General features: G+C 68.9%; 20 protein-coding genes. 3 read left to right on the top strand and 17 right to left on the bottom strand.

Annotated features, from left to right (window positions below; genetic code table 11):
* Positions 1 to 8: 8 nt before the first annotated feature.
* The 5 genes from F5X71_RS16990 to F5X71_RS16970 form a co-directional block, all read right to left on the bottom strand.
* A complete protein-coding gene (locus F5X71_RS16990) occupies positions 9 to 1466 on the bottom strand; it encodes an aminotransferase class I/II-fold pyridoxal phosphate-dependent enzyme (RefSeq protein WP_167462849.1) in 1458 nt (485 codons plus the stop codon).
* 68 nt (positions 1467 to 1534) lie between these two features.
* Positions 1535 to 1966, bottom strand: a complete 432-nt coding sequence (locus F5X71_RS16985; protein WP_167462848.1) for an STAS domain-containing protein — start codon at positions 1964 to 1966, stop codon at positions 1535 to 1537.
* 194 nt (positions 1967 to 2160) lie between these two features.
* The gene (locus F5X71_RS16980) at positions 2161 to 3753 is read right to left on the bottom strand and encodes an FMN-binding glutamate synthase family protein (protein ID WP_167462847.1); all 1593 of its coding nucleotides are present in this window, start codon (positions 3751 to 3753) and stop codon (positions 2161 to 2163) included.
* Positions 3754 to 3778: 25 nt separating this feature from the next.
* Positions 3779 to 4969 carry an alcohol dehydrogenase catalytic domain-containing protein gene (locus F5X71_RS16975; RefSeq protein WP_167462846.1) on the bottom strand — a complete coding sequence of 397 codons (1191 nt, stop codon included), beginning with the start codon at positions 4967 to 4969 and terminating at the stop codon, positions 3779 to 3781.
* A 96-nt stretch (positions 4970 to 5065) separates the two neighbouring features.
* Positions 5066 to 5677: a flavodoxin family protein gene (locus F5X71_RS16970; protein WP_167462845.1), complete on the bottom strand. Its 612-nt coding sequence runs from the start codon at positions 5675 to 5677 to the stop codon at positions 5066 to 5068.
* Positions 5678 to 5823: 146 nt separating this feature from the next.
* Here F5X71_RS16970 and F5X71_RS16965 point away from each other — a divergent pair, with 146 nt between their 5' ends.
* Positions 5824 to 6288 (top strand): CinA family protein, encoded by a 465-nt coding sequence (locus F5X71_RS16965; RefSeq protein WP_167462844.1) that lies wholly within the window; start codon positions 5824 to 5826, stop codon positions 6286 to 6288.
* Between the two features lie 4 nt (positions 6289 to 6292).
* On the opposite strand, the gene F5X71_RS16960 is transcribed toward F5X71_RS16965, so the two are convergent.
* The 3 genes from F5X71_RS16960 to car form a co-directional block, all read right to left on the bottom strand.
* A complete protein-coding gene (locus tag F5X71_RS16960; RefSeq protein ID WP_167462843.1) occupies positions 6293 to 7225 on the bottom strand; it encodes a cytochrome c oxidase assembly protein in 933 nt (310 codons plus the stop codon).
* A 157-nt stretch (positions 7226 to 7382) separates the two neighbouring features.
* Positions 7383 to 7730 carry a hypothetical protein gene (locus F5X71_RS16955; protein ID WP_167462842.1) on the bottom strand — a complete coding sequence of 116 codons (348 nt, stop codon included), beginning with the start codon at positions 7728 to 7730 and terminating at the stop codon, positions 7383 to 7385.
* A gap of 169 nt (positions 7731 to 7899) precedes the next feature.
* Positions 7900 to 11373 (bottom strand): carboxylic acid reductase, encoded by a 3474-nt coding sequence (gene car, locus F5X71_RS16950; protein WP_167462841.1) that lies wholly within the window; start codon positions 11371 to 11373, stop codon positions 7900 to 7902.
* A 232-nt stretch (positions 11374 to 11605) separates the two neighbouring features.
* Here car and F5X71_RS16945 point away from each other — a divergent pair, with 232 nt between their 5' ends.
* Positions 11606 to 12427: an LLM class F420-dependent oxidoreductase gene (locus F5X71_RS16945; protein ID WP_167462840.1), complete on the top strand. Its 822-nt coding sequence runs from the start codon at positions 11606 to 11608 to the stop codon at positions 12425 to 12427.
* A gap of 2 nt (positions 12428 to 12429) precedes the next feature.
* Here the strand turns inward: F5X71_RS16945 and F5X71_RS16940 are convergent, their stop codons facing one another.
* The 9 genes from F5X71_RS16940 to F5X71_RS16900 form a co-directional block, all read right to left on the bottom strand.
* Entirely contained in the window at positions 12430 to 13227 is a 798-nt protein-coding gene (locus tag F5X71_RS16940; protein ID WP_167462839.1) for an SAM-dependent methyltransferase, read from the bottom strand.
* Between the two features lie 437 nt (positions 13228 to 13664).
* Entirely contained in the window at positions 13665 to 15380 is a 1716-nt protein-coding gene (locus tag F5X71_RS16935) for a fatty acyl-AMP ligase (protein WP_167462838.1), read from the bottom strand.
* Complete coding sequence (locus F5X71_RS16930; RefSeq protein WP_167462837.1) at positions 15377 to 16135, bottom strand: 4'-phosphopantetheinyl transferase family protein; 759 nt, start codon at positions 16133 to 16135, stop codon at positions 15377 to 15379. Before F5X71_RS16930 ends, F5X71_RS16935 begins: the two co-directional genes overlap by 4 nt.
* Positions 16114 to 16872 carry a thioesterase II family protein gene (locus F5X71_RS16925; RefSeq protein WP_167462836.1) on the bottom strand — a complete coding sequence of 253 codons (759 nt, stop codon included), beginning with the start codon at positions 16870 to 16872 and terminating at the stop codon, positions 16114 to 16116. The genes F5X71_RS16930 and F5X71_RS16925 overlap by 22 nt, the downstream gene beginning before the upstream one ends.
* Entirely contained in the window at positions 16869 to 17936 is a 1068-nt protein-coding gene (locus F5X71_RS16920) for an HAD-IIIC family phosphatase (protein WP_167462835.1), read from the bottom strand. The genes F5X71_RS16925 and F5X71_RS16920 overlap by 4 nt, the downstream gene beginning before the upstream one ends.
* Before the next feature lie 36 nt (positions 17937 to 17972).
* Positions 17973 to 19097, bottom strand: a complete 1125-nt coding sequence (locus F5X71_RS16915; protein ID WP_167462834.1) for an acyl-CoA dehydrogenase family protein — start codon at positions 19095 to 19097, stop codon at positions 17973 to 17975.
* Complete coding sequence (locus F5X71_RS16910) at positions 19097 to 19360, bottom strand: acyl carrier protein (RefSeq protein ID WP_167462833.1); 264 nt, start codon at positions 19358 to 19360, stop codon at positions 19097 to 19099. Before F5X71_RS16910 ends, F5X71_RS16915 begins: the two co-directional genes overlap by 1 nt.
* Before the next feature lie 51 nt (positions 19361 to 19411).
* Positions 19412 to 20254 (bottom strand): 3-hydroxyacyl-CoA dehydrogenase family protein, encoded by an 843-nt coding sequence (locus F5X71_RS16905; protein WP_167462832.1) that lies wholly within the window; start codon positions 20252 to 20254, stop codon positions 19412 to 19414.
* Complete coding sequence (locus F5X71_RS16900) at positions 20251 to 25095, bottom strand: type I polyketide synthase (RefSeq protein ID WP_167462831.1); 4845 nt, start codon at positions 25093 to 25095, stop codon at positions 20251 to 20253. Before F5X71_RS16900 ends, F5X71_RS16905 begins: the two co-directional genes overlap by 4 nt.
* Before the next feature lie 470 nt (positions 25096 to 25565).
* On the opposite strand from F5X71_RS16900, the gene F5X71_RS16895 reads away from it, so the two are divergent.
* Positions 25566 to 26792: a 4-hydroxyphenylacetate 3-hydroxylase N-terminal domain-containing protein gene (locus F5X71_RS16895; protein ID WP_167462830.1), complete on the top strand. Its 1227-nt coding sequence runs from the start codon at positions 25566 to 25568 to the stop codon at positions 26790 to 26792.
* Positions 26793 to 26814 lie beyond the last annotated feature (22 nt).

Genomic DNA, 26814 nt, shown 5'->3' with positions numbered 1-26814 from the left:
ACTTCCGATCATTCTGCGACCACGCGGATGGTATGCAGCGTGGGGTCGGCGGGGTCGGGCACGTTCATTCCGGCATCCAGTCCGGTGCGCAGGTATTCGACGACCGCCGCGTCGATGCGCTCGCCGGGGACGATGACCGGGATGCCCGGCGGATACGGCGTGACCTGCTCGGCCGCGATCCGCCCCGGCGCGTCCGCCAGCGGCACCGCCCGCACCGGCCCGAAGAACGCGTCCCGCGGCAGCAGCACGGTCTCCAGTTCCAGTTCATCCGGCGACGGGAGCCGAATGTGGTGCGGCGTGGTCGGTTGCCACTGCTCCCGCCAGGCGGCGAGTGCCGCCACCAGCCGGTCGGCGGTAGCGTCGTCGTCGGCGAAGGACAGGGTGGCCAGGATGCGCCGATGGTCACTGAGTCCCACATCGACGTGGCGTTGCTCGCGCAACCAGTCGGCGACCTCGTAACCTGTTGCGCCGGTGGCGGAGACATCCATCAGCACCTGCATGCGGTCCAGGTCGTGCGAGGCCTGCACCCCGAGCAGATCCTTCTCCATCACCTCGATGCCCGGTATCCGCGCCAAGTCCCTTCGTAGCCGGTCCGCCAACCGCAACGCGTCGCCGAGCAGCCGATCGCCCGCGCACGCCATCTGCCTGCGCCAGCCATCGATCGCGGCGTACACGAGCACATTCGGGCTGGTGGTCATGAGCAGATCGGCGCACGCGCTCAGGCGAGCCCGGTCGACGAGGTCGCCTTGCACGTGGAAGACCGAGCCCTGTTCGAATCCGGCGCCCATCTTGTGCACGCTCACCACGCAGACGTCGGCGCCCGCGTCCATCGCCCAGGTCGGCAGCTCCGCGTGGAACGGCAGATGCGCGCCCCATGCCTCGTCCACGATCAGCGGCTTGCCGCGCCGGTGGCACACTTCGGCGATCCCGGCGATGTCCGCACACGTGCCATACGGGCTCGGGCTGACGACCAGCGCTCCGGACGCGTCCGGGTGGCGCTGCCACGCCCGCTCGATCTGCTCGACCGAGGGCGGATGCGAGAAGTGCCGCTCGCTGTCCCAGCGCGGCGTCACCCAACGCGGCAGCAGGCCCGCGAAGATCAGTCCGGCGACGATCGATTTATGGCTGTCCCGCCCGAGGATCAGCCCGCCGTCGCCGCCGCCCGCCACCGCGAGCATCGCGGCCTTCACCGACAGTGAACTGCCGCAGGTGGAGAAGAACGCCATCTCCGCGCCGACGGCGTCGGCCATCAGCGCTTCGGCATCGGCGAGGTATGCGCCGCGGGCGCGCCGATCGTCGAGACCGCCGGAGGCGAGCACATCGCCGCGGAACGCGTCGCCGAGGACCCGCGCGACGCGCTCGTCCACGCCACGCCCCTGGCGATGGCCGGGCGGCGTGAAGCCGTACCGACCACGCGTGCGGTAGTCGTCCAGTGCGTCCAGAATCGGTGCCCGTGATTGGTCCATCGCCCTCTGGCTACCCACCAGCAGGCCGATCATGCACCGCCCTGCCGGGCTCGTGCTCACACGGCCACTCAGGATCGCGAGACGGCCGCCAACGCGCTGCCCAGCCGGGGATAGCACCTGATCCAGGCGGCCGCGCCGGACAGCTCGAAGGCACGCTGCGTGGGCCGCGAGGACACCACGGCGGCGAAGAGCCGGTCCTCGCCCTCGGCGCGTTCGGCGGCGCCGATGAGCACATCGACCCCGGCCAGTCCGACAAAGGCGAGCCGGCTGGTATCCACCACCGTCGCAGGGAAGCGCTCACCGGCGCGCACGGCCTCGTGCAGCAGCGGCGCGGTGGCGAGGTCGAGCTCGCCGGCCACCGCAAGCACACGGATCCCGGGTAGCGTGTCGACCCGCATGCGCAGCGGCCCGCGCGCGTAATCGCGGGATCGCGAGTGGTGGGTATGCGACAACAGCCGACGCGACATGCGAGGCTGGCGCGGACTTACCTGCTCGGTCATGCTCAATGCTCCGGTTCACCGCCGAACGGACATCGCGCCCAGCATGATTCGGTGGTAGCCCAGGCCGGGTCCGGCGACACCGCGGGGAGCCGTCGCACGGCGTGGGACTACCGTCGGCTCCTGTCTGAACCTGGTTGAAAGCTACTCCTCGCGGGCGCGCCGCGCCATTCCCCTACCCGCGACGCACCTCGGACTCACCGCGCGAGGGGACGAAACGCGTCGGGGTCGGCCGCGCTCCAGTCCGCGGCCCACTCCTGTGGTGGCTCGCTGAGCAGCTGGGCCGGGGCCAGCCACTCGTAGAGTTCGGCGTAGGACCGCTGTTCGGTCGTCGAGATCCGCTTGCGCAGCAGGTGCGGCGTGAGCTGGTCGGGATGGTCCACCCCCAGGGAGGCCATGATCTGCACAGCCTGCGCGACCGTGGCCGCCTGATAGCGGCGAACCCGCTCGGTCTTGTCGGCGACGTCCAGCGCACGGGCCCGGCGCGGGTCCTGGGTGGCCACGCCGACCGGGCAGTGGTTGGTGTGACAGCGCTGCGCCTGGATACAGCCGATGGCCATCATCATCGCGCGCGCGGCATTGGTGTAGTCGGCGCCCTGGATCAGCCGCTTGACGATGTCGTTCCCGACGGCGACCTTGCCGCCCGCGCCGATCTTGACCCGGTCCCGCACACCGCAGCCGACGAGGGCGTTGTGCACCGTGATCAGTCCGTCGGTGAGCGGCAGTCCGATGTGGTCCTCGTATTCCAAAGGTGCTGCGGCCGTGCCGCCTTCGGCACCGTCGACCAGGATGAAGTCGGGCGTGATCCCCTCGTCCAGCATTGCCTTGCAGATCGCGAGGAACTCGACGCGCGAGCCGAGGCACAGCTTGAACCCGATCGGCTTGCCGTCGGCGAGCTCGCGCAGCCGCGCCAGGAACCGCATCAGCTCGCGCGGCGTCCGGAACGCGGAATGCGCCGCGGGACTGACACATTTCTCGTGCGCGGGCACGCCGCGGAACTCGGCGATCTCGGCGCTTACCTTCGCGGCGGGCAGCACGCCGCCCAGGCCCGGTTTGGCGCCCTGGCTGAGCTTGATCGAGATCGCCTTGATCTGCTCGTGCGCGGCCTGCTCGGCGAAGCGGGCCGGGTCGAACGCACCGGCGCCGGTGCGGGTGCCGAAGTAGCCGGAGCCGATCTCCCAGACCAGGTCGCCGCCGCCGTCGAGGTGGTACGGCGTGAGCCCGCCCTCTCCGGTGTCGTGGGCGAAACCACCTAGTGCCGCACCACGATTCAGCGCGCGCAGTGCGTTCGCCGACAGCGCGCCGAAGCTCATGGCGGACACGTTGAACAGCGACATCGAGTAGGGCCTTGTGCAGTCGGGCCCGCCGATCAACACCCGCGGCGGCGCGGCGGGTTCGGGCACCGGCGCGTTCGAGTGGACCAGATATTCGTAACCCACGCTCTCGACATCGCGCTCGGTGCCGAACGACAGCTCCCCGTGAATGCCTTTGGCGCGCTCGTAGATCATCGTCCGGATGTCCCGGTCGAACGGGCGCCCGTCGACATTGCGTTCGATGAAGTACTGCTGCAATTCCGGCCGCAGGCTTTCCAGCAGGTAGCGCATGTGGCCGAGGATGGGATAGTTGCGCAGCACGGCGTGCCGCCGCTGCGCGAGATCGTAGACCCCCACGCCGAGCAGCAAGGCCAGGACGGCGGCCAGTACCCACCACGCCCAGGAGCCGATCGACGCGACGACACCCACCGCGACCGTCGCGGCGAGCAGGAAACCGACTACGAAAAACCGCAGCATAAGCCGTCTCGCCCTCCTCGCACGATCAGTCCCGGCCGGGGTTGAGCACCACCTTCACCATACCGTCGGCCTTCTGCTGGAACTTCGCATAGGCCTCCGGCGCGTCGGAGAGCGGAAGATGATGGGTCGCAAACGAATCCACACCGAGCGGATCGGCATCGTGCAGCAGCGGGATGATGTCGTCCACCCAGCGCTTCACATCGGCCTGCCCCATGCGCAACTGGATCTGCTTGTCGAACAGCACCCGCATCGGCAGCGGATCGACCATACCGCCGTACACGCCGACCAGCGAGATCGTCCCGCCCCGGCGCACGATATCGATCGCGCTGTACAGCGCCGCCAGCCGATCGACCCCGGCGGTGTCGTTGACCTTCTCCGCGACCACGTCGGGCAGCAACGCCGCCGCCTTCTGCGCCACCGAGGTGACCGGTGAGCCGTGCGCCTCCATACCGACGGCATCGATCACCGCGTCCGTGCCGCGTCCCGCCGTCTTCTCGCGCACAATATCGCCGAGATGCCGCCCGGCCACCTGGAGGTCGATGGTCTCGATGCCCCTGCGGGCGAGGCGATCCAGGCGTTCCGGCACCCGATCGACGCCGATCACCCGCAAGCCGCGGTGCGCCGCGATCCGGCAGGCCATGTCACCGATCGGCCCGAGCCCGAGCACGGTCACCGAGCCGCCGGCGGGGACGGCGGCATACTCGACGGCCTGCCAGGCGGTCGGCAGCACGTCCGACAGGTACAGGAAGCGGTCGTCGGGCGGGCCGAGCGGCACCTTGACGTGGGTGAAGTCGGCGTGCGGCACGCGCAGATACTCGGCCTGCCCGCCCGGTACCTGACCGTACAGCTTGGAGTAGCCGAAAAGCGCGGCGCCGCTGCCTCGTTCCCGCACCTGCGTCGTCTCGCACTGCGTCGTCAATCCTTCCTCGCACATGAAGCAGCGGCCGCAGCTGATCTGGAACGGCACCACCACCCGGTCACCCTTGGCCAGGTTCGTGACCGCCGCGCCGGCCTCCTCGACGATGCCGATCGGCTCGTGTCCCAGCACGTCGCCCTCGCTCATGTAGGCACCGAGGACCTCGTAGAGGTGCAGGTCCGAGCCGCAGATCCCGGACGACGTCACCCGGATGATCGCGTCCGTCGGCTGTTCGATCCGCGGATCGGCGACCTCCTCCACGCCCACCTTGCGCTTGCCCTGCCACGTCACTGCCTTCATCACCGCTCCTTCGTCGAATTCCCTCCCGCACCAGCGCTACCCGGCGAAACACCACCGAAACCAGCACTGTCCCAGCGCCTTCAGCTGCCGACTCCCCTATTCGTACGCCGGATACCGCTGCGCCCGCAGCACCCGCGCGAGATGAGCTGCGTTGCGCGCCATGGCTTTTGTAGCCGCCGCGGTTCCCTTCGGTACGGCGTCGAGATCCTGATAGTCGGTGCCACCCATGGCCGCGTCGTTCCAGTACGTGCACCCCTGCGCCGGGATGGACAAGCCGATGTCGTTGAGCGCCTGGAACAAATCGGCGACGATCTTGTGGGCGCCGTCCTCGTTCCCCACCACGGCGGCGACGGCGACCTTACCCACCATGGACGGCCGTCCGGCGTCATCGGTTTCGGACAGTTCGGCGTCGAGTCGCTCGAGCACGCGTTGCGCGACCGAGGACATGTGGCCGACCCAGGTCGGCGTGGCGACGAGCAGGATGTCCGCGGCCGCGATGCGTTCCCGGATCGTCGGCCACTGATCGCCGGACCCTTCGTCGGCGCTTACGCCCGGGTGCACGTCGTAATCCACCACCCGCAAAATCTCGCCTTCGACGTCGTGCTCGGCCAGCGCGTCCAGCGCGTGCCGGGCGATGAGTGCACTGCTGGACTCGGCGGGCGATTTGCGCAGGGTGCAGACCAGGGCGACGGCGGTGGGTGCGGACATGAGCTTCGGCCTCCTGTGCGTTGTCAGGATTCGGGCTACCGGCGGCAGGGCACGCCTGTCCACCGCATACCCGGGTACGGCGGCGCAAACATCGCGCGCACCCGAACGGCACGGCGGTGCGCGACCCGGGCTGGTATGAAGAAGCGATGGGCACCAGCAACCTCGCAGAGCGGATCGCCGCCGTGGCGCAGCGGTCCGGCCGCACCGTCGCGGTCGCCGAATCGTTGACCGCGGGCCGACTCGCGGCCGCGTTGGGCGCGGCTCCCGAGGCAGGCGCCTGGTTCCACGGCGGTGTGGTCGCGTACTCACGGTTCGTCAAACACAGCGTGCTCGACGTACCGGAGGGCCCGGTGGTCTCACGGGCCGCCGCCGAGTCGATGGCGCGCACCGTGCGCACACTGACCGGCGCGACCGTCGCCTGTGCGGTCACCGGCGCGGGCGGCCCCGACCCGCAGGACGACCAACCTCCCGGCACGGTGTGGTTCGCGGTCGCGACCGAGGCCGCGATCACCGCCGAACGCAAGCACTTTCCCGGCGATCCCGGTGCGGTGCTCGATCAGACGGTCGCGCACGCCCTCGAGCTCTTGCTCGACGCCCTGCCCGCGGCATGACCCGCTACTTCCGTAGCTGCGCCAGATATTCGTTGTAGGCCCGCAGCTCGGTGTCCCCGCTGCGGTTCGCCCGTTCCCGCGAGGCGGCCGAGCGCTCCTCGTCGCGCCGCCAGCGGATGGCGAACACCACGACGATCACGAACGCGACCGGTTCACCATAGGACCACGCCAGGGCGCCGGCGAGCTGCTGATCCGCCATCGGATCCACGGCCCAACCCGCGGGTGGATGCGCGAACCGGTCGATCATCGGCGTGGTCGCCATCATGATGATCACGCCGAAGAACGCGTGCAGCGGCATCTCGAGGAACAGGTCGAAGAACCGGCCGATGTTCGTCTGCCGCACCGGCAACGGCCCCTCCGACAGCACCGGAACGATGAACAGGATGCCCGAGGCCAGGAAGAACACCTCCAGCGTCAGATGCCCGGCCGTCGTCGCGCCGACGGTGTCGACCAGCGAGGTCAGATACACGCCGTAGTAGCTGAACAAGAACAACGCGATAGTGCACGCGTGACTGAGCAGGATCCGCACGAACCGGCTGCGCAGGCCGCCGAGCGCCAGCCGCAGCACGATCCGGCCGATGCCGTGGTGCGGGGCCGCGCGCAACAGCAAAACCCCGGGCGAGCCGAGCACCAGCAGCGGCGGAATCGCGATGGACAGCGTGAGGTGCTGGAACATCCACGCGCTGAACAGCCGATAGCCGTAGCCCTCCACCGCCAGCCCGGTCACCCCGAGCAGCAGCACACAGCCGCTGAGAAAGCAGGCCGTTCGCCACCACGGCCAGGCCCGGCCGAGCTGCCGTAAACGGCGCACACCCAGCAGGTAGCCCAGCGCCGCCAGCACCGCGACGGCGGGCAACAGCGGCACCGGCTGCGGCGCCCAGGCGAACATGGCACCGATCGAAGGCGGCGCTTCCGGGAGATTCGCCGCGAAACTCATTGCTGTCCCGGATGTCTCGCGTGCCTGGTCGAATGGCAGACGTACGGGCCCGATTCGCATTCACACATAAGCATCAGACGATATATAAGCCGTCTCGGCCGTGGCAGACGCACCACCATGCTTCGTGACGCGGGTCACCGACGGCGATGCCGTGGCATCACGACCGGTCGGCCTCGCGCGCCGGAAGTCGGCGCAACACAGGACAGCTCGATTCCGCCGTGCCCAGGTCGGCCAGCGCAACCAGGAAGTCGTCGATGTCGCGAGCGCCCTCGCGTACCTCGTCGATGTCGCCGCAGAAATACCCGCCGCCCGGCGTCAGCGCCCCCTCGGCGGCCAGTCGCGTGATCCGTGTTCGGATCTCGTGCAACAGTGCCGCGGTATCCGGTTCGTCGTCGCGTTCGACAGCGCGATCGGGGATGCGAGGCGGTGGCGGGGTGAAGCGCTCGCGGAGCCGGCGCACACCCGAAATCAGATCGAACCGAAACGGCCGCCGTTGTGCATCCATCGGTACCTCATGTCGTTCCCGGCCCTCGATCCCGCCGGTGAACTCACCGTAACCATCGCCGCACGCCCGGAGTATCCGTCGATCGATAGACGACAGCCATCGATCGGACGCACAGTGACGAGCGAGGCCCGGCCGTCCGCCGGACCCCGCTCGCTCCCGCCCTACCGAATCAGAGCAAGCCGAGATGCTCCAGGTTGGTGATGTATTTCAGAATGGTCGCCTCGGTCAGGTGCGGAATGTCTTTGTCCGGACCGATATTCGCCTCCTGTACCGCGGCGCGGAAGAGGTCGGCCGGTGCGACACCGCCCTCGGTAGGCGGCTGCGGGTGCGCGTAGCTGTGCAACAGCGGCAGCAGTGAATGCTTGCGCTGCGATTCGGGCAGAGCCCGCAATTTCGTGCCGAACTGCTCGAGCCAGGTCTGATAGTCCGCGACCCGGGTGATCGGGTAGCCGGCCGCGACCAGCCAGTCCACGAACTCGTCGAGGCCGATGCCGTCGTGATGCGGGTTCATCACGTGGTAGGTCGAGAAACCCTCGTGCACACCGAGTTCCGCGACCGCCTCGGCGATGAAGTCGACCGGCAGGCCGTCGTAGTGCGCGCGCTGCCGCTGTCCGGCCGCGTCGGTCTGATAGAACGAGCCCGGCGCGATACCGGTGGCCACCAGGCTGAGCATCAACCGAGTGAACATGTCCGGCACGTTCAACTGACCGACGTAGCTACCGTCGACCATGATCATGTCGCACCGGAACACGCTGACCGGCAGGCCGAAACGCTCATTGGCCTCCCGCAGCAGCACCTCCCCCGCCCACTTGCTGTTGCCGTAGCCGTTGGCGTATCGGTCGTCGACCGAGCGGGTCGCGCTCATCGTGCGGACATCGGCGTCCTCGACGAACTGGCCAAGCGCGATCTGATCGCCGACGCCCACCGTGGAGATGTAGTCGAAGATCTTCTGTTTTCCGGTGAGCGCCAATTTGATCAGCTCGGCCGTGCCCACCACGTTCGGCCCGAACAGCTGGCTGTACGGCAGCACGTGGTTGACCAGCGCGGCGCAGTCCACGATCAGATCGACGCGCTCGGCCAGCCCCTGCCAGACCACCGGATCCAGGCCGAGATCGAGCTCACCCTTGTCCCCCGCCAGCACTTCCAGATGCCGTTCGGCCAGCCGCTCGTAGTGCGCGAGCAACTGCGGGTCACCACTGTCGAACACCCGATCCAACCGTGCGCGGGCGGCGGCGTCGTCGGTCGCGCGGACCAGGCAGATCAGCGTGCCGTCCACCGGAACGAGACGCTCGAGCAGCGACAGCGCGAGGAATCGGCCGAGGAAACCCGTTGCGCCGGTGAGCAACACGGTCCGCACCGAGTAGTTCGGCGCGGGCAGGGAGGCGGCGCCGTCGAGCGTCGCGGTGTCGAGGAACTTCTCCAGGGTTAGGTCGGCGGCGTGCACCTCGGTCGCGTCCGCGCCGTGCACACTGGCGAACGTCGGCCGCGTCGCCTGCGCACCCGATTCCAGGAAGCCGGCCAACGCGCGCAGATCGGTTGCCGGACTGACGATCACGCCGACCGGCACCTCGACGCCGAGAATGTCGTGCAGCGCGTTGCCGAAGGTCAACGCGGACAGCGAGTCTCCGCCGAGCTCGGTGAAGTGCGCCGTCGGCCGCACGTCGGCGACGGCGATCCCGAGCAGCGCGGCGGCCGCCCGGATCACGGTCTCGAGCACGGGCCGATCGGCCGCGCCCGCGCGCAGTGCGCGCAACTCCTCGGCCTGCCCGTCGGCCAACCGCTGATAGAGCTGCTCCAGCTCCTCGCCGTAGCGCTGCCGCAGCTTGGGGCGCGCCAGCTTGCGGATGCCGGTGAGCAGGCCGTTCTCCACGGTGAACGGCGTTGTCTCGATCAGGAAGTCGCGCGGGATCTCATAGGATTGCAGCCCGGCGTCAGCCGCGACCGCGCGCAGTGCCTCGGCGAGCACCGGGCCGAGTGCGCGCAGGTCGCCGGAAACCCGTTGCAGCACTTCGTCGTCCGGGACGATCACGGCCAGCAGGTAGGGGCGGGCGCTGTTGCCGTAGACGTAGATCTGCTGGATCAGCGGACTCGCCCCGAACGCCGCCTCCAGCTTCGACACCGTGACGAACTCACCCTGCGAGAGCTTGAGCACATTGTTGCGGCGATCCAGATAGCGCAGCTCATCCGGCGCGACCTCGGCGACGATATCGCCGGTCCGGTAGTAGCCCTCGGGGTCGAAGACCTCCGCGGTGACCTCGGGACGGCGATAGTAGCCGGGGAAGATGTTCTCCGTCTTCACGAGCAGCTCGCCGCGCGGGTGGGGGCGGTCGGTGCTGTAGTAGCCCAGCTCGGGCACGTCGGCCAGCTTGTAGTCCAGCACCGGCGGTCGCACCACCTTGCCGTCGACCGTGATGCCGCCCGCCTCGGTGGAGCCGTAACCGTCCGGCAGGTGGAATCCGAGTAGGGCGTCCACGAATTCACGGACCTCGACCGAGATCGGGGCCGACCCGGTGACCGCGCCGAGCACCCGCCCGCCGAGCAGATCGCGGCGCAGCTCGGCCAGCAGCTCGGGCGCGCGTTCGGCGGCGCCGGTGCTGTCGAGGGTGCGCCGATACTCCTGGTAGAGCAGATCCCACACGCGCGGCACGAACTGCAACTGCGTCGGCCTGCTCAGGGCCAGGTCCTCCAGGAAGGTCGAAAGATCGCTGCTGGCAGCGAAATACGCGATGCCGCCGTGAGCCAGCGTGCCGTACAACGTGTATCTGCCCATCAGATGACTCATCGGCATGAAGTTCAACGTGATCCACGGTCCCGCCGAATGCGCGCCCTCGCCCAGCCCGAACCTGCCCTGCCAGAGGTTGGCGACCAGCCGCTCCGAATACATCGCGCCCTTGGGCGTTCCGGTGCTGCCCGAGGTGTAGATCAGCAGCACGATGCGTTCGGCGTCGGTGTCCGTCGCGGGGACCGCGGCCTCCCTGCCGCTGTCCGCGAGCTCGGCAAGTGTTTTCAGCGCGATGCCGGACTCGGCGAGGCGCGCGCTCGCCGCCTCGAATGCCTCGCGATGGGCGTCGACCTCGGCCCGATGGTCCAGCACCACGATCAAATCGGGCCGATGTTCGCCCTGCGCGAGGTCGATGATCTCGTCGAGTTGATCCACGCCGGCCGCGAGGACACCTGGCCGCGTCTCGGCCACGATCGGTTTCAGTTGCGCCGCAGGCGCATTCGACTGCATCGGCACGGCGACCGCACCCGCCAGCGTGGCGGCGAGATCGAGCACGGTGTATTCGATGCTGGTGAAACCGAGCATCGCCACGTGCTCGCCGGGCCCGATCCACTCACCGCGCAGCCCGGCCGCGACCGCCGCGACCGCTCGCCCGAGTTCGGCATAGGTCAGCGTCTCGAATTCGGGCAGCACGTGCGGCGTGGTGCGGCCGGTCACCGGATCGGCGACCAACCGGGTGGCGCGCGCCCCGACGGCCGGGCGGTCGGCGTAGGCATCGAACACCACTCGGATCAGGTCCGCGAGCCCCAGCGCCGGATCCTGTATTCGCGCGGTGACGGCCGGGTCGGGCAGCGCACCCGCGAGCGCCTCGTCGGTGGCGCAAAGGTCTTCGATTCGTCGAGCTACCTCTACATCTGTCATCACATGTCTCCCTGACCAGCGGTTCGGTACAGCAGCAATGTCTTTAGTTCTGGTAACTATCTACATCGCAGAGGCTACCCCCACACCGCCGATCTGAGAAGACGCTCGTTGCACACCCGCCCCGCCGCGGCCGTCGAAGCACATCCGCCCCGGTCCATCAAGAGTTGAACTCACGCCGAGTTCGGGTTTCGCGCGCGGAATTTATGCCGGGCGCCGGGAGTTGCATGCGGGCATGCAGATTGGGATCATCACTTTTCTCACCGACGAAGGAATAAGTGGTAAGGCGCTGGGTCCGGCACTGGAGGATCGCGGCTTCGAATCGCTGTTTCTGGCCGAGCATTCGCACATCCCGGCGAGCAGGAAGACGCCGTATCCCATGGGCGGCGAGCTGCCCCGCCGCTACTACCGCACGCTCGATCCGTTCGTCGCGCTCAGCGCCGTCGCGGCGGTGACCGAACGATTGATCCTGGGCACCAGCGTCACCCTGCTGATCCAGCGCGACGTCATCCACACGGCCAAAGAGGTGGCGAGTCTGGATCTGGTCTCCGGCGGACGCGTCGTGTTCGGCGTCGGCGTCGGCTGGAATCGCGAGGAGATGGCCGATCACGGCACCGACCCGCGCACCCGCGGCGCATTACTGGACGAGCAGCTCGAGGCGATCCGCGCCATCTGGACCGAGGAACTCGCCGAATATCACGGCCGCTTCATCGATTTCGATCCGATGTACTCCTGGCCGAAGCCGGTGCAGCAGCCGCACCCGCAGATCTTCGTCGGCGGCGAAGAGGCCGCGCTGAAGCGCGCCATGCGCCACGGCGTCGGCTGGGTACCCAACGGCGTGCGCACGGCGGAAGATGTGGCGGCCCAACTCGCGCCGTTCGCGGGCACCGAGTTGCCGGTGATGGTCGCGCCCGCGCTCCCCGACCCGGCGGTGCTCGACGCCTACGCCGAGGCCGGGGTGCAGCGGGTGGCGGTGTCGCTGCCACCGCTGCCGGAAGCGGACGCGCTACGCAAACTGGACACGTTCGCCCCGTTGGTCGAGCGCTACCACGGCTGAGGTCAGGGCTTGCGAGCCACCGCGCCGTAAGCGGAGATGGGCCTGGTTTCGCCGACCTGGGTATCGCCGGAACGCCATTCGGTGATCGAGACGAAACCGGGTTCCACCATTTCCAGACCGTCGAACGCCGCGCGGATCTGATCCTGCGGGCGGGGCACGTAGGGCACACCGCCGCTGTTGGTGTAGTTCTCGCACAGCGTGACGTAGGCCTTGCTGTCGTCGGTCCCGTCCCACAGCACCAGGTAGCTGCCCGAGGGCACCGCGCCGAGCACGGTGCGCACGATGCGCAACATATCGTCGTAGGTCTTGGCATGCCCGAGCACGCCCATGAACATGACGCCGATCGGCTTGTCGAAGTTCAGCACGTTGCGCGCGTCGGCGATGATCTGCTCTGGGTCGTGGTAATCGCAGTCGACGTAGGTGGTGACGCCCTCGTTGGTGGTGCTGTTGAGCAGCGCCCTGGCGTAGGTCAGCACCAGCGGATCGTTGTCCACGTAGACGATCTTCGACTCCGGGGCGATCCCCTGGGCGACCTCGTGGGTGTTCTGCATCGTCGGCAACCCGGTGCCGATATCGAGGAACTGACGCACGCCCGCCTCTTGCGCCAAGTAGGTCACCGCACGGATCAGGAACTGGCGCGACTGCACCGCCATGGTGCTGATGTCCGGATCGACCTCCAGACTGGCCTCGCCAACGACTCTGTCGACTTCGTAGTTGTCCTTGCCGCCCATCCAATAGTTCCAGATGCGCGCGGAATGCGGGATGTCGGTCCGAATCTGCGGGGTGTTGTTCTCGGCCATGGTTTTTCGGCTCCTCAGCGAACGCGAACAGCGGGGCTCCGCCGGCCAGCGGCGGTGGGATGTTGACAGGGTGCATCCGATCTGCCAGTGACAGTACAAGCTTCAACCTCGCCGAGGGCCGAGTTAGCGAAGAGCTGTCCGAGATCGTGACGCGCGCAACCGCCGGTCCGGCAGGCGCATCGCAGGCCCAGATAGATCAGCCTGCGAACCGTGTCATGGCCACTGCCAAGAATTCGCACGCGTGCGACATCAGTCCGCCGTCGCATCCGCGGGGAGCGCGGCAACCGCCACGACCCCCGCGACAACCGCGGACAACACGACGGAAGTGGCGACCGCGGCAGTGGCACGGCCGATCTCGTTGCGCCGCCCGGCGGCCAGGAACGCGGCGGCGACGGCGAGCGAAGTGAGATCCCCTGCTGTGCCGGGGGGGATCTCGGTCAGGACAACGGCGACAGGGCGTTGTCGCGGTAGCGCTCGCGCACCGCATAGCGCCGGACCTTGCCGCTGGAGGTGAGCGGGATCGAGCCGGGCCTGATCAGGACTACGTCGGTGAGCCGCAGGCCGTGATGTTCGCCGATCGCGTGCCGGACCGCCGTGACGATCTCGGCCCTGGCCACGGCGTCGGCCGGGTGGTCGCGGTTCAGTTCGGCGACCAGGACCAGCGCGGGCTCGTCGGCGTCGACGACCTGGAACGCCGCGCAGCGATCGGGGCGTAGGGCCGGATGGCTGTCCATCGCGGTGGCCTCCAGGTCGGACGGGTAGTGGTTGTACCCGTCGATGATGATCAGGTCCTTGCGCCGGCCGGTGACGTACAGCTGGCCATCGTGCACGAACCCGAGATCGCCGGTGCGCAAGAAGGTTCCGGCACGGCCGGGGACGGTTATGGCGAAGGTCTCGGCGGTAGCCTCCGGCGCGTCCCAGTATCTGGCCCCGACACTGTCACCGCGCAAACAGATCTCGCCGACCTGACCGGCGGGCAGCGGGGCGAGCGTGTCGGGATCGGCCAGGACGAATTCGTAGGCGTCGTTGAGCGCGCCGCTGGCCACCAGCTTGCGGCCGCCGCTGGGCACCGGCTCCACCCGCCCCTTGGCGAGCGCGGTCGGGTCCACCTCGACGGTGGTGAGGCCGCTGCCGCGGGGGCCACCGGTCACCAGCAGCGTGGCCTCGGCCAGGCCGTAGCAGGGAAACAGGCTCGCGGCATCGAAACCCGCGCCGCGGAAATGCTCGGCGAAGGCGAGCATCGTGTCCGCTCGGACCGGTTCGGCCCCGCAGAGCGCCACTCGCAGTGGGGACAGGTCGTACTGCCCGACCCGCTCGGCCGGTACCCGCCGCACCGCGAGCGCGAACGAGAAGTTCGGTGCCACGGTGTGCGTGGCGCCGAACCGGGACATCGCCGCGATCCAGCGCGCGGGCCGTTGCACAAAAGCCAAGGGCGACATGCTGATCACCGAAGAATCGCTGTACACCGGATAGGTCACCATGCTGAGCAGGCCCATGTCGTGGAAGGTCGGCAACCACGCCACGCCCACCCCGGCGCCGATCTCCCCGGTGACCAATCGCAGATTGGCGAGCACGTTGCCGTGGGTGAGCACGACCCCCTTCGGTTCGCCGGTCGAGCCGGACGAATATTGCAGGTGCGCAATGGTATCGGCGGTGATGCCCGGGTCGCGGTACCGATCGGCTCCCGCGGAGTCTATGCGATCGGTGACCACCGTGCGCAGCTGCGCGAGCCCGTCGGTCTGCGCCAGCACCGGTGTCAGCAGCGGCTCGATCTCCGCGCCGGTGAGCAGCAGACCGGCACCGGAATTGGCAGTGATGGCCGCCAGCCGGGCCAGCGAGTCGGCCAGCTTGTTCGGCTGCGGCGGGGCCACCGGCACCGCGACCACACCCGCATAGAGACAGCCGTAGAAGGCGACCACGAACTCCAGCCCGGGGGCGTAGAGCAGCAGCGCCCGCTCCCCGGGCCGGGTGAGCGTCGCCAAATGCGCGGCAACGGCTCGGGCCGCCCGATCCAGATCCGCGAAAGTCATTGCCGCGCTGACCTCGTCACCGTCACCGAGATGCCGGAACCGCACGTCGTCCGGTCTGGCTGCGGCCCGCATGGTGAGCATCTGCACGAGGGTGACCGGCTCTACCGGGAAGAAGGTTGTCATGCTTGTACTCCTGCGCTACGACGACCGAAATATGCGCTCGCGCCGACTGATTCGGCGCGCCGCAGTGGAAAGCGCCGGACCGGCCGATGACCGACGAACGCCCCGACGTGCCGCGAACTCAGGCCGAATCGATGGACGTAACCGGTCGGCAGGTCGACCCCGTCGACACCGGTCACCACCGTGTGGCCGTGTGCGTCGACACCGAGCTCGAGGGTGTCGGGCGCGATCGTCAGGCCGTTGCCCAGCCATTTCAGATAGCTTTCCTTCGCCACCCAGTGCTGCAGGAAGCGCCGCCGGTCGGTGCCGACGCGCTCGGCTTCGCTTCGGGTGAGCACGCGGGCCGTGAGCCCGTCCTGATCGAAGTCGGCGTCCAGCGACTCGAGGTCGACCCCGACCGCGCCCGCGCCCGCCACCGCGATGACCGCGCGACCCGTGGTGTGCGAGAGATTGAACGGCACTGTGTACCCGGTCAATTCGGGCTTGCCGTACTCCCCGGCGGTGAACTCCAGCGCCTCGGCGGCGGCCCCGGTGTACGCGGCGAGCACCCGTCGCAGCGCGGCCCGGATCCGGATGAAATCACCGGTGAACCGCGCGGCACCGAATCGGGTGCTGCGCTCGAGTTCCGCGGCCGACAGCACGTGCCGATCCTGCGCCGTGCACTCCCCCGTCAGCGGCGTCCACCACAGCTCGACATCGTCTTCCGCGATCATCCGGCGCGCGGTCGTGCCCCCGCTCACGGTGCACCGATCAGACATTGCCGCACCTCCCGCAGCACCGCGTCGCGGTGCGTCACCGGGAAGAAGTGCCCGCCGGGCACCAGCCGGATATCCACGCCGGCGCAACCACATTCGGCCCACGGTTCGAGGTCGGCCATGGTGACGTGCACGTCTTCGGTCCCGCTGAGCACCGTGATCGGCACGTCCAGCCGCGGCTGTGGCCGATACCGGTAGGTCTGATCGACGCCGAGGTCGGCGCGCGTCAGCGCGAGCACCTGGGCCCGCATCTGCTCGTCCGCCAGCACCTCGTCGGGGGTGCCGCCGAGCCGGTGCACGATCTCGAGCAGCGTCTGCTCCGAGGCCATGCGCACCCACGGCAGCCGCGAAGGGTGCTGTGGCGCACGACGTCCGGACACGATCAGGTGTGTCGGACGCGGCCCGGCGCCCGCCGCGAGGCGGCGCGCCAGCTCGTAGGCCACCAGCGCGCCGAGGCTGTGCCCGAACAGTGCGAACGGCTCCTGCCATCCGCCGTCCATCACCGCGAGCAAATCGTCGAGCAGTGCACCGAGGTCCTCGAACGGCTCGTCGCGCATCCGCAGTTCCCGGCCGGGCGGCTGCAATGGAACCACGTCGAGCTCGGGTCGCAACTGCTTACGCCACGGCAGGTAGGTCGAGGCGCCTGCCCCGGCGTGCGGCAGGCAGTACAGCGTGACCGCAGCGGCGCCGGTCCCCGGGTAGGGCATCCACTTGCCCGCGGCGATCGTCGGGGCGCTCATCGACCGACCCCCGCGGCGACGGTCTCGACCGTCAGATAGGGCGGCGGCGGGGGCGGCGGCTCGCTCGACGCAGCCAGCAGCGTGACGCCGTCGCTGGTGCCCGCCTCGGTGAAACCGGCGAAGCGATAGGTGATGTACATGATGCGATTCCGTTCCGTGGCAACGTATTCGGCGAGCAGGCCGACGCCTTCGGCCTGCGCGAGCCGGAGCACGTGGTTCAGCAGTACGGTGCCGACCCCACGGGAGATGACGCGGCACGACATCAGCAGCAGCTTCAGCCGCCACTGCTGTTCGCCGCGCTGTACCAGCGCGAGACCGACCTGCCCGTAGGTGCCGTACCGGTCCTCGAGTTCGGCCATCAGCAGCAGGTATTCGTCGGAGTCGGCGCACGCGGCCAGTTCCTCGGCCGAGTACATGATCCCGGTCGAATTCAGCTGGTTGGTTCGCACGACGAGTTCCTCGGCACGCCCGATATCCGCAGGCCCGGCCGGGCTGATCCGGAAGCGCATGTCGAGGGTGGCGAGGAACTCTTCGTTGGTGCCGGGAAATTGCTGCTCGGCCGCGGCGCGCTCGATGCCCGCCCGATACATGTGCCTGCGCCGCCGCGAGTCCGCCGTCACATGCCGGGGCTGGAACTCCGGCCGATGCAGCAGGGACGCAATGTCTTCGGCGTCGACGCACAACACCTCGGGATGGGCGAACGCGACCTCGTCCCGCTCCATCGCCTGGTCGTCGACGAACGCGAGGGTATCGATCCCGATATCGAGCCGCGCGGCGACCGCGGCGACCGAGGCGGATTTGTTGTCCCAACCGATCTGCGGGTGCAGGAAGTACTCCGCGATCCCGAGCTCGGTCAGTTTCGCGAGCGCGAGTTGCGGATCGTTGCGGCTGGCGATCGAATGCAGGATGCCGCGCTCGTCCAACGTGGCCAGGACGTCCCGGACACCGGGCTTGAGGTCGGTGACGGTGGCCTGCTCGAGCAGCACACCGTCCCAGAGCGTGTGGTCGAGATCCCAGACCACGCATTTGATCTGACGGGGGCGCTTGCGCACCTCGGCGTTCATCGAATTCCCCTTCCCGCTGCGCAGATCCGGTCGGCATCAATCAATGGCGACGACCCGGGCCTGGTTCAGGCACGCGTCGGTGGCGATCAAGACATGTTGCAGCTGGGTGCTGCCCTCGATGATCTCCATGACCTTGGCGTCACGCAGATAGCGCGCGACCGGGTACTCGTCGCTGCAGCCATGCGCGCCGTGCAGCTGCACCGCGTCGTTGGCGGCCGACACCGCCGCGGTCGCGGCGAACTGTTTGGCCATGCAGGTCGCCATGATCGTGTCGGGGCTGCCCGCGTCCTTCAGCCGGGCGGCCTGCCATACCATGAGCCGCGCCGCCCTGGTGGCGGTCGCGATGGTGGAGATCATCTGCTGCACCAGTTGGTGTTCGCGCAACAGCGCGCCGCCTTGCCTGCGGGTGTTCGCGTGCCGCACACAGGCTTCCAGGCAGGCCTGGAGCAGGCCGACGCAGCCGGCCGCCACGCTGAACCGGCCGATGTCGAGCACGCCGGTGGCGATGGCCAGTCCCATTCCCTCGGGCCCGATCAGCGCGTCCGGGCACACCCGGCACTCGTCGAAAACGATCTCGGCGACCTGACTGCCGCGGGTGCCGGTGACGTGCTCGACCGGGCGGCGGCGGACACCCGGCTCGGCGGCGTCAACCAAGAAGGCCGCCGGGCCCTGCCCGGTCCGGGCGAACACGAGCAGTACGTCGGCGAGTTGGCCACCGGTGACCCACAGTTTGTGCCCGTTGAGCACCCACCCGTCCCCTGTGCGCACGGCAGTGGCCCGCAGTGCCGCGAAATCGCTCCCGGCTTCCGGCTCGGTGAGACAGAACGCGCCGAGCGCGGCACCCACCACCATGTCGGCCTTCCAGCGCCGCTTCATCGCCTCGCTGCCCCAGCGATCCAGCGCGTAGAGCACCATCGAGTGCACGGTGAGCAGGCTGCGCATGGCCGCGCAGCCGCGACCGATCTCCTCGTGCAGTTCGGCAAGCGCGGTCATGCCCGTGCCGGTGCCGCCCTCGGCCTCCGGCAGCACCGCACCCCATAGCCCGCGGGCGGCGAACTCGGTCACCAGCTTCGCGTCGATCCGGCCCGCCCGATCGAACTCGCCGGCCCGCGGCGCCACCACCTCGTCGACGAAAGCGGTGAGTTCGGCCCGCGCCATCATCACGCCACCTCGGTCGCCGCATCCCGGCCGCCGAGTCGGCTGACCAGCGCCAGCATCCGGTCCACCGTGCGGAAATTGTCCAGTGTCAGTTCATCGTTCGGTATGCGCTCGCCCAGCCGCTGCTCGATGAACATGACCAGCTCCATCGCGAACAGCGAGTTGACGAAGCCGCTTTCGAAGATGTCGCGATCATCCTGGAGTTCACCGGCGGGGAAGCGTTTGGCGACGAATTCGTGGAGTTCGGCACGGGCATCGGAGAACATGTCTGCGGTCCTGTCGGTTCGGGGGCGAAACGGCTTGGGGCGGGCGGCTACTCATGCATACGAGAAGAAGCCCTGGCCGGTTTTACGGCCGTGCAGTCCGGCGTCGACCATCTTCTTCAGCAGCGGACAGGGCCGATACTTGCTGTCGCCGTAGAACTCCTGGAGTCCTTCGATGCTGTAGAGAATGGTGTCGAGCCCGATCAGATCCGCGGTCTCCAGCGGACCCGAGGCGTGCCCGAAACAGGAGCGGAAGATCTCGTCGACCTCGGCCGCACCCGCCACGCCGTCCTGCAGCAGGAATATCGCCTCGTTGACCATCAGCATCAACACGCGATTGGACACGAATCCCGGCATGTCGTTGACGACGATGCCCCGCTTGCCGAGGGCGGCGAGCAGCTCTTGCGCGGCCTCGATGGTGGTCTCGGCGGTATGCCAGCCGCGGATGACCTCCACCGTGGACTTCATCGGCACCGGATTCATGAAATGCATGCCGAGCACCCGGTCGGGCCTGCTGGTCGCGCCGCCGATCTTGGTGATCGGGATGCACGAGGTATTCGCCGCGAAAATCGTTTCCGGCGCACAGATCTGGTCCAGCTCGGCGTAGACCTCGGCCTTGAGCGCCCAGTTCTCGGTGATGTTCTCGATGACGAACTCGGCCGCGCCCACCTCGGCGATATCGGTCGTGTAACTCACCCGCTCGGTCAGGTCACCGTATTTCTCGGTGTCGTGGCCGAACAGGCGGCCGGTGCGGTAGTAGCGCAGCACCTCGTCCCTGGCGCGGTCCAGCTGCGCTGCCGAACGGTCGACGAGTACGACGGAAAACCCATGTGCGGCAAGGTCTTGCGCGAGCCCGCTGCCCATCACGCCCGCACCGATGACTCCGAGCAACTTCATGTCCGTGACTTCCTTTCCGGGGCGGTCGCGGCGAGTAGGTAGTCGGCCATCTCGGCGACCGTGGGGGCTTCGAACAGCGCGACGGTCGGGACGACGGCGCGGAACTGCTTCTTGATCGCGTTGATCAGCTGCAGTCCGACCAGCGAGTTGCCGCCGGCCTCGAAGAAGTTCTCGTGCGGCCCGATCCGCTCGACGCCGAGTGCCGCCTGCCATAGCTGTGCGAGCCTGCGCTGATAGTCCTCGATCGTCCGTTCCGGTGGCGCGGAAACCTCCGCCGACGCCGCGGGAGCCGCGAACGGATCACCGGCCCGCGCCCACGCCTCGACCCGGTCGTGCAGCTGTCCCGCGGCGACGACGGCGCGGCGCGGACCGCCCGCGATCAGCCGGTCGAACACCGCGAGCGCGTCGGCGGCAGCGAACGAGAACTCATCCAATGACGTTGCCACACCAGCCTTTCCACCGTGCCGCACGGTCGCCTGCCAGGTGTCCCAGCACGCCGTGCGCCAAGCCGATCCACCCGGCAGGCCGCGCAGGGCGACGAACTGATCCTGGAAGGCGTTGGCCGCCGCATAGGCGGTGAAGCCGATGCCGCCGAGCACCGCCGACATCGAGGAGAGCAGCACGACGAAGTCGGGTCGCTCGTCGCGCAGCGCGGCGGCCAGCGCCACGGTGCCGTCCACCTTTGCCCGGAAGTGCGCCGCGCTGAGCCGCGGTGTCGTCTGCTCGATCGTGGTGAACGCGTCCGGCGACAGCACCCCCGCGGCGTGGATGACGCCGTCGATCGCGCCGAACCGCGCGCGGGCGTGCGCGATCGCGGCCACGGTCGCGTCGGGATCCCCGATATCGCAGGCCCGCACCAGCACCCGGGCACCGGCGCGGATCAGCCCGCGCACCGCCTCGGCCCGCTCGCGCACCGCGTCACTCGCCTGAGCGAGCGCGGCCGCGTCGTCCAGATCCGGCAGCGGCGTCCGTGCCAGCAGCACGAGTCCGATCCCGGAGGCCGCCGCGGTCAGGTGGGCGGCGACCTGAAGGCCGATACTCCCGGTGCCGCCGGTGATGACGTAGACACCGCCGTCGCGCACATAGGGCTCCGGCGCGTCCAGCGTGAGCGGACGGTAACGCCGCGCCAGCCTGCGCCGCCCGCGCCGCGCGATGCTGGAGTCTGTTCCGGCCCAAGCCAATTCGGCCACCACCGCATCGGCGAGCTCGCTCCACGAGCCGAGGGCGTCTTCGGCCGGGGTCACCACGTCCAGGGTGCGCACGGCCAGGCCGGGATACTCCTGCCCGATGGTCAGCGCGGGGCCGGTGACGGTCGCCTTGCCGGGATGCAGCTCGTCTTCGGCGTCGCAGGCTTGGGCGTGGTCGGTGACGACCAGAATCCTGCAGCCCTCGACGCAGTGGCGGCCCAGCGGCCCGGCCGCGGCCAGCAGGCTGTCGTAGCCGAACCGCCGGTGCGCGCCGATGCCGTCCGCCGACAGCGGATCGGCGTGCGGGCCCCGCACCGACCAGAGATGGACCACGGTGCGGGGCAGCAGATTCCGTTCGCTCAATGCCCGCAGCAACGCGGCGTGGTCGGCCGGTTCGTCCGGCCTGAGCCGATACCCGCCCGCGGTGGTCGTGGCGAATTCCGTGCCGGGAGCGACGGTCACGACATCGGAGCCGTCGAGCGCCTTGACAAGGTGACGGGCCAGCTCGGCGCCGCACGTGTCGGGGTCGGTGAATACCAGGTAGGGACCGAGCCGGTCGGTCGATGGCGCCGCAGGCGCGGTGACCCACTGCGGCTCGAACGCCTCGATGGCTTCGACGCTCGTCTCCGCGCGCTCGCGGGCCGACACGCTCGCCCCCGCTTCCGGCCAGAACTGCTGATGTTGAAAGGCGTACGTCGGCAACGAAACCGACCCGCCCGACGACCCGGCGCGGGACCAGTCCACCGCCACCCCGGCCGCCCACAACCGGCCCAGCGTGCGGGCAACAACCAGCTCGTCCGGATCGCGCAGCGCCGCCGCGCGCAACGTCGGCAGCGCCACGACCCCTTCCGTGTGCGCCAACGTCTGACCGGCCAAGCTGGCGAGTTGACCGGCACCGAGGTCGACCAGAACACACGGCTGCGCACCGGCCAGCGTCCGCACCCCGTCCTCGAACGCGACCGTCGCGCACAGGTGCTCGGCCCAGTAGTGCGGGTCGCACGCCTGTTCGTCGCTGATCCACGTCCCGGTCAGGTTGGACACGAACGGAATCCGCGGTGCGCGCAACTCGACGCCGTCGAACAGCTCGAGCAATCCCGCACGCAGCGGTTCCAGCAGTCGCGAATGCATGGCGCGGGTGGTCGGCACGCGCAGCGCCGCGATCTCCTCGGCCGAAAGACGCTGCTCGAGCGCGGCGATCGCGGCCTCGGTCCCGGCGAACACCACCGTGTTCGGGCTGTTGACCGCGGCACAGGACAGGTCGGGCCCGAGGTAGTCCGCGACCCGGTCGGACCCGATCGCGACGGTGAGCATGGCGCCCGGTGCGGCGGCGGCGACGAGTTGCGCGCGCCGCACCACCAGCGGCAGCGCGACCTCGACGTCGAACACCCCGGCCAGGCAGGCGGCGGTGTACTCCCCCAGGCTGTAGCCGAGCAGGCCGCTCGGCTCTATGCCGTGTTCGTGCCAGAGCCGCGCGGCGGCGTAGCTCAGCGCGAACACCACCGCGTGCGCCAGATCGATCCGGGAAACCAGCGCGCCGGCCGCCGCGGTGGCGTCTCGGCCGCGCAGGGCCGCGAACGGGTCCGCCTGCGCGGGCGCCGCGTCCGGGTACAGGACCGTCCGCAGGTCCATGCCGAGCACAGGCGCCGCGATCTCGGCACAGTGGTCGAGCGCGGCGCGAAAGGCCGACTGGGACCGGTAGAGGTCGCGACCCATACCCGCGAATTGATCACCGGTGCCGGGCAATACGAAGCGCACCGCGGGCGCCCGCCCGCTCGATGCCGCCGAGATCGGAATCCGCCTGCCCACCTCGTCGAGTGCTTCGGCGGCTTCCAGCAGCGTGCCGAAGGGAACAGCGGCTCGATGCGGCATCGCGGTGCGCCCGCGCTGGAGTGTGGCCGCCACCTCGGCCGGATCGAGCCGTGGATTGCTGCGCAGGTGTTCGGCGAGCGCGTGCGCGGCGGCGGTCACCGCCTGCGGCGAACGGGCCGACAACGGCAGGACGTGCCTGCGGGATTCGGCGGCGATTCGCGCTCGCGCGGGCGGGGCCGACACGACGACGTGGGCATTGGTGCCCGACCAGCCGAACGAACTGACCCCCGCGGTCGGGGTGCGCTCGTCGGCGTCCGGCCACGGCAGGTTCTCGTGCGGCAAACGGACCGGTCCGCCCGCCCAATCGATCGCCGGATTCGGTTCGCGCAGATGCAGATTCCGCGGAATGGTCCGGCGGCGCAGCGCGAGCACGGTTTTGACCAGCCCCGCCATGCCCGCCGCACCGGTCAGGTGGCCCACATTCGTCTTCACCGCACCGACGTACAGCGGCCGCGCACCGGCGCGTTCGGTGCCGAAAACCTCGGTGAGCGCGGCGATCTCGATCGCGTCGCCGAGCTGGGTACCCGAGCCGTGCGCCTCGACGAAGTCCACGCTGTCGGCCTCGATACCGGCGTCGCGATGCGCGTCCCGGATGACCGCGACCTGCGCGGCGCGGTTCGGCGCGGTCAATCCGTTGCTCGTGCCGTCCTGATTCACCGCCGACCCGCGCACCACCGCGAGCGGCTGATGCCCGCGTGCGCGCGCATCGCTCAGCCGCTCGACCACGACGGCACCGCAGCCTTCGCCGAGCAGGAACCCGTCGGCGCGCGCGTCGAACGTCTTGCAGCGCCCGTCCGCGGCGAGCATGCGCATCTTGCACGCCTGCACATAGGTATCGGGGTGCACGATCGCGCTGACGCCCGCGACCACCGCCCGATCGCACTCGCCGTTGCGAATGCTGTTGACCGCCAGGTGCAATGCGACCAGCGACGACGAGCACGCGGTGTCGACCACCAGGCTCGGCCCGCGCAGATCGAGCAGATAGGACAACCGCCCCGCCACGACGCTGGTCGCGCTTCCGAGCCCGACATAGGGATCGTCGAGCTCGCCGTGGCCGCCGCGGTCGACGAGCAGGTGGGCGTAGCGGCTGTCGGCCATCATGCCGACGAATACCCCGGTCCGGCTCGCCCGGACCCGGTCCGCGGGAAGGGCGGCGTCTTCCAATGCCGCCCAGGCGGTTTCGAGCAGCATTCGCTGTTGCGGGTCCATCCGCATGGCCTCGCGCGGCGAGATGCCGAAGAACTGCGCGTCGAATCCGGCCAGGTCGTCGACGAACGCGCCGCGGGTGGTGTAGGCCGTGCCCGGCGCGTACGGATCGGGATCGAAGTAGCGCTCGGCGTCCCAGCGCGCGGGCGGGACCTCGGTCGCGGCGTCGACCCCGTCGGCGAGATTGCGCCAGAACAGCGGCGGCGTGTTCGCCCCGGCCGGAAACCGGCACGCCATGCCCGCGATACAGATCACGTCCCGCTCGACGGACACCGCGACGGACGCCACCGGGTCAGGGGTGCTCGCGGCGCCAGGATTCGTATCCGCCAATGCCGCACCGAGTTGCGCCAGCGTCGGATACTCGTAGAGCAGAGTCTCCGGCAGCTTGCGGTCGAGCCATTCTTCGAGCTCACCCGAAAGGCCCACCGCGTCAGCGGATGTCAACCCGTACGCGGCGAAGGTGGTGGTCGGCTCGATCGCCGCGGGATCGACGCCCGCGATCGCACCGATCTTCGCGGCCAGCCATTCTTCGATCGCCGCGCGATCGACGGCACCGGACCCCACCCGATTCGTCTCCACCACTACCGCCCTTCAACCATCGGGGTCATGGCCCGGCCTGCTTCTCGTCGGTTACGAGCCGAATTTGTCACGAGCTTTCTCCGTACACCCGAATCAGGGAAAGCTCAGCCCCCGGTGGCCCGAATCTAGCACCGACACCCCTACCCCGCAACGCTGCGAAGCGCATACTCCTGACATGTGCCGCATGCGACGAGATGCGGTGCGACAACTGTTATTACACGATCGATAAGGGGTGCATTCTCGCCATTTCGGCGTGAATGACAACCCCCCGATCAGGGGGTTCTCATCGCTCGCGGGAGCGAGGCATGCTACAGGTTGTCCATCTCGCGAGCGGGGGTTTCCATGCATTCGACCTGATTCATAGGGGTATACACACCGCTCGGGCCGCAACACCGATAGCCGCAAGGTTACTCATACGCTCGGAAGCGCTGTCAACGGCAGGCATCCGGGTTGCAGGCTAAGGAAATCCATTGGAAACTCAGCAGATCACCTCCACGACCGACAGCATTTCCGCCGCGCTCGCGGAGACGGATCGCACGCCGTTTGCGAAGACCTTGGACGGGTTGCGGACCAATCCGGAACTGAAATTGTTCTGGGACTGCATCTGGACGCCGCCTGCGACCAGAGATCAATTCCTCGAATACGCCGGACAACTGCGCAGATTCGCCGCGCACAGCGGCGGCCTCCTCGGCCGCAGCCCCGATTTCCTCGCGGGCATCGTCTCCGCCTGGGCGGCGAATGCCACGCATTTCGGCGAGAATGCCGAGCGGGTGCGCGAGTTCCATCGCGCCTGCCGCGCCGCCAATTCGATCCTCACTCATGCGATTTCCGATATCTCGGAACGAGGGCGCATTTCCGAGCGTCATCTGCTGAGGGTCGTGGACCGTGATTCCGACGGCATCTATCTGAGCGGTTTCAAGCAGCTGGCCACCCTCGCGCCCTACGCCGACGTGCTGCTCGTCTACCCCTATCGCATGCTGACGCAGGCCGAGGCGGATACCGCGCTCTGCGTCGCCGTCGCACCGGAGGCCGACGGCGTGACGGTGCACGCGCGCCCGGGTTTCCGTGGGGCACACGAGCTTGCGGACGAGTCGATCGATGTGCTGGACGAACAGGACGCGATCATCGAGTTCGACCACGCGTTCGTGCCCAACGCCCAGGTCTTCATCGACGGTTCGGTCGAGCGATGCAATATGTTCCGTGCCCGCACCGGCATGACCCACCCGGCCTGGGTGCAGGCGCTGGCGCGGATGTCGGCGAAGGCGCGGATGTATCACGAACTCGCGCAGCGGGTCCTCGACGGCGGGCCGACCTCGGCGAAGGAACCCGCGGTGCTCCTTGCCAAGCTGCACCGCTTCGCCACCAGTACCGAGCGGGATTTCACCGCCGCGCTGGAGTCGGCGAGCTTCGATGAGCGCTACGGCTTCTGGGCCGCCGAGCGCACCACGCTGCTGCAGGGCATCGGGAACTTCACCGAGCGCATCGAGGGCGCGACGACGCTGCTGTCCCAGATCGCCGGACTGGACCTCATCTGCCCGAAGCCCGGTCGCACGAGCGGGCGGGGCCTGCTGCCGGTCGCACCTCGGCTTTCCGACTGGACGCTGTTCACGAACCTGTCCTCGGGGGCATACGGATATCGGCAGACCAAATACGAACTCGCATTCGTCGGTGATCCCGATCGGCTCGCCGCTGGCTGACCCGCGGAGAACAACCGCAAGA

The sequence above is a fragment of the Nocardia brasiliensis genome (genome assembly GCF_011801125.1).
GTDB classification, from domain to species: Bacteria; Actinomycetota; Actinomycetes; order Mycobacteriales; family Mycobacteriaceae; genus Nocardia; species Nocardia brasiliensis_C.
This window is presented reverse-complemented; position numbering and strand designations above follow the sequence as displayed.

Excerpts from the sequence above, each read along its gene's own strand:
- F5X71_RS16990 (WP_167462849.1), bottom strand. The coding sequence starts at position 1,466 with ATGGACCAATCACGGGCACCGATTCTGGACGCACTGGACGACTACCGC.
- F5X71_RS16985 (WP_167462848.1), bottom strand. The coding sequence starts at position 1,966 with ATGACCGAGCAGGTAAGTCCGCGCCAGCCTCGCATGTCGCGTCGGCTG.
- F5X71_RS16980 (WP_167462847.1), bottom strand. The coding sequence starts at position 3,753 with ATGCTGCGGTTTTTCGTAGTCGGTTTCCTGCTCGCCGCGACGGTCGCG.
- F5X71_RS16975 (WP_167462846.1), bottom strand. The coding sequence starts at position 4,969 with ATGAAGGCAGTGACGTGGCAGGGCAAGCGCAAGGTGGGCGTGGAGGAG.
- F5X71_RS16970 (WP_167462845.1), bottom strand. The coding sequence starts at position 5,677 with ATGTCCGCACCCACCGCCGTCGCCCTGGTCTGCACCCTGCGCAAATCG.
- F5X71_RS16965 (WP_167462844.1), top strand. The coding sequence starts at position 5,824 with ATGGGCACCAGCAACCTCGCAGAGCGGATCGCCGCCGTGGCGCAGCGG.
- F5X71_RS16960 (WP_167462843.1), bottom strand. The coding sequence starts at position 7,225 with ATGAGTTTCGCGGCGAATCTCCCGGAAGCGCCGCCTTCGATCGGTGCC.
- F5X71_RS16955 (WP_167462842.1), bottom strand. The coding sequence starts at position 7,730 with ATGGATGCACAACGGCGGCCGTTTCGGTTCGATCTGATTTCGGGTGTG.
- car (WP_167462841.1), bottom strand. The coding sequence starts at position 11,373 with ATGACAGATGTAGAGGTAGCTCGACGAATCGAAGACCTTTGCGCCACC.
- F5X71_RS16945 (WP_167462840.1), top strand. The coding sequence starts at position 11,606 with ATGCAGATTGGGATCATCACTTTTCTCACCGACGAAGGAATAAGTGGT.
- F5X71_RS16940 (WP_167462839.1), bottom strand. The coding sequence starts at position 13,227 with ATGGCCGAGAACAACACCCCGCAGATTCGGACCGACATCCCGCATTCC.
- F5X71_RS16935 (WP_167462838.1), bottom strand. The coding sequence starts at position 15,380 with ATGACAACCTTCTTCCCGGTAGAGCCGGTCACCCTCGTGCAGATGCTC.
- F5X71_RS16930 (WP_167462837.1), bottom strand. The coding sequence starts at position 16,135 with ATGTCTGATCGGTGCACCGTGAGCGGGGGCACGACCGCGCGCCGGATG.
- F5X71_RS16925 (WP_167462836.1), bottom strand. The coding sequence starts at position 16,872 with ATGAGCGCCCCGACGATCGCCGCGGGCAAGTGGATGCCCTACCCGGGG.
- F5X71_RS16920 (WP_167462835.1), bottom strand. The coding sequence starts at position 17,936 with ATGAACGCCGAGGTGCGCAAGCGCCCCCGTCAGATCAAATGCGTGGTC.
- F5X71_RS16915 (WP_167462834.1), bottom strand. The coding sequence starts at position 19,097 with ATGATGGCGCGGGCCGAACTCACCGCTTTCGTCGACGAGGTGGTGGCG.
- F5X71_RS16910 (WP_167462833.1), bottom strand. The coding sequence starts at position 19,360 with ATGTTCTCCGATGCCCGTGCCGAACTCCACGAATTCGTCGCCAAACGC.
- F5X71_RS16905 (WP_167462832.1), bottom strand. The coding sequence starts at position 20,254 with ATGAAGTTGCTCGGAGTCATCGGTGCGGGCGTGATGGGCAGCGGGCTC.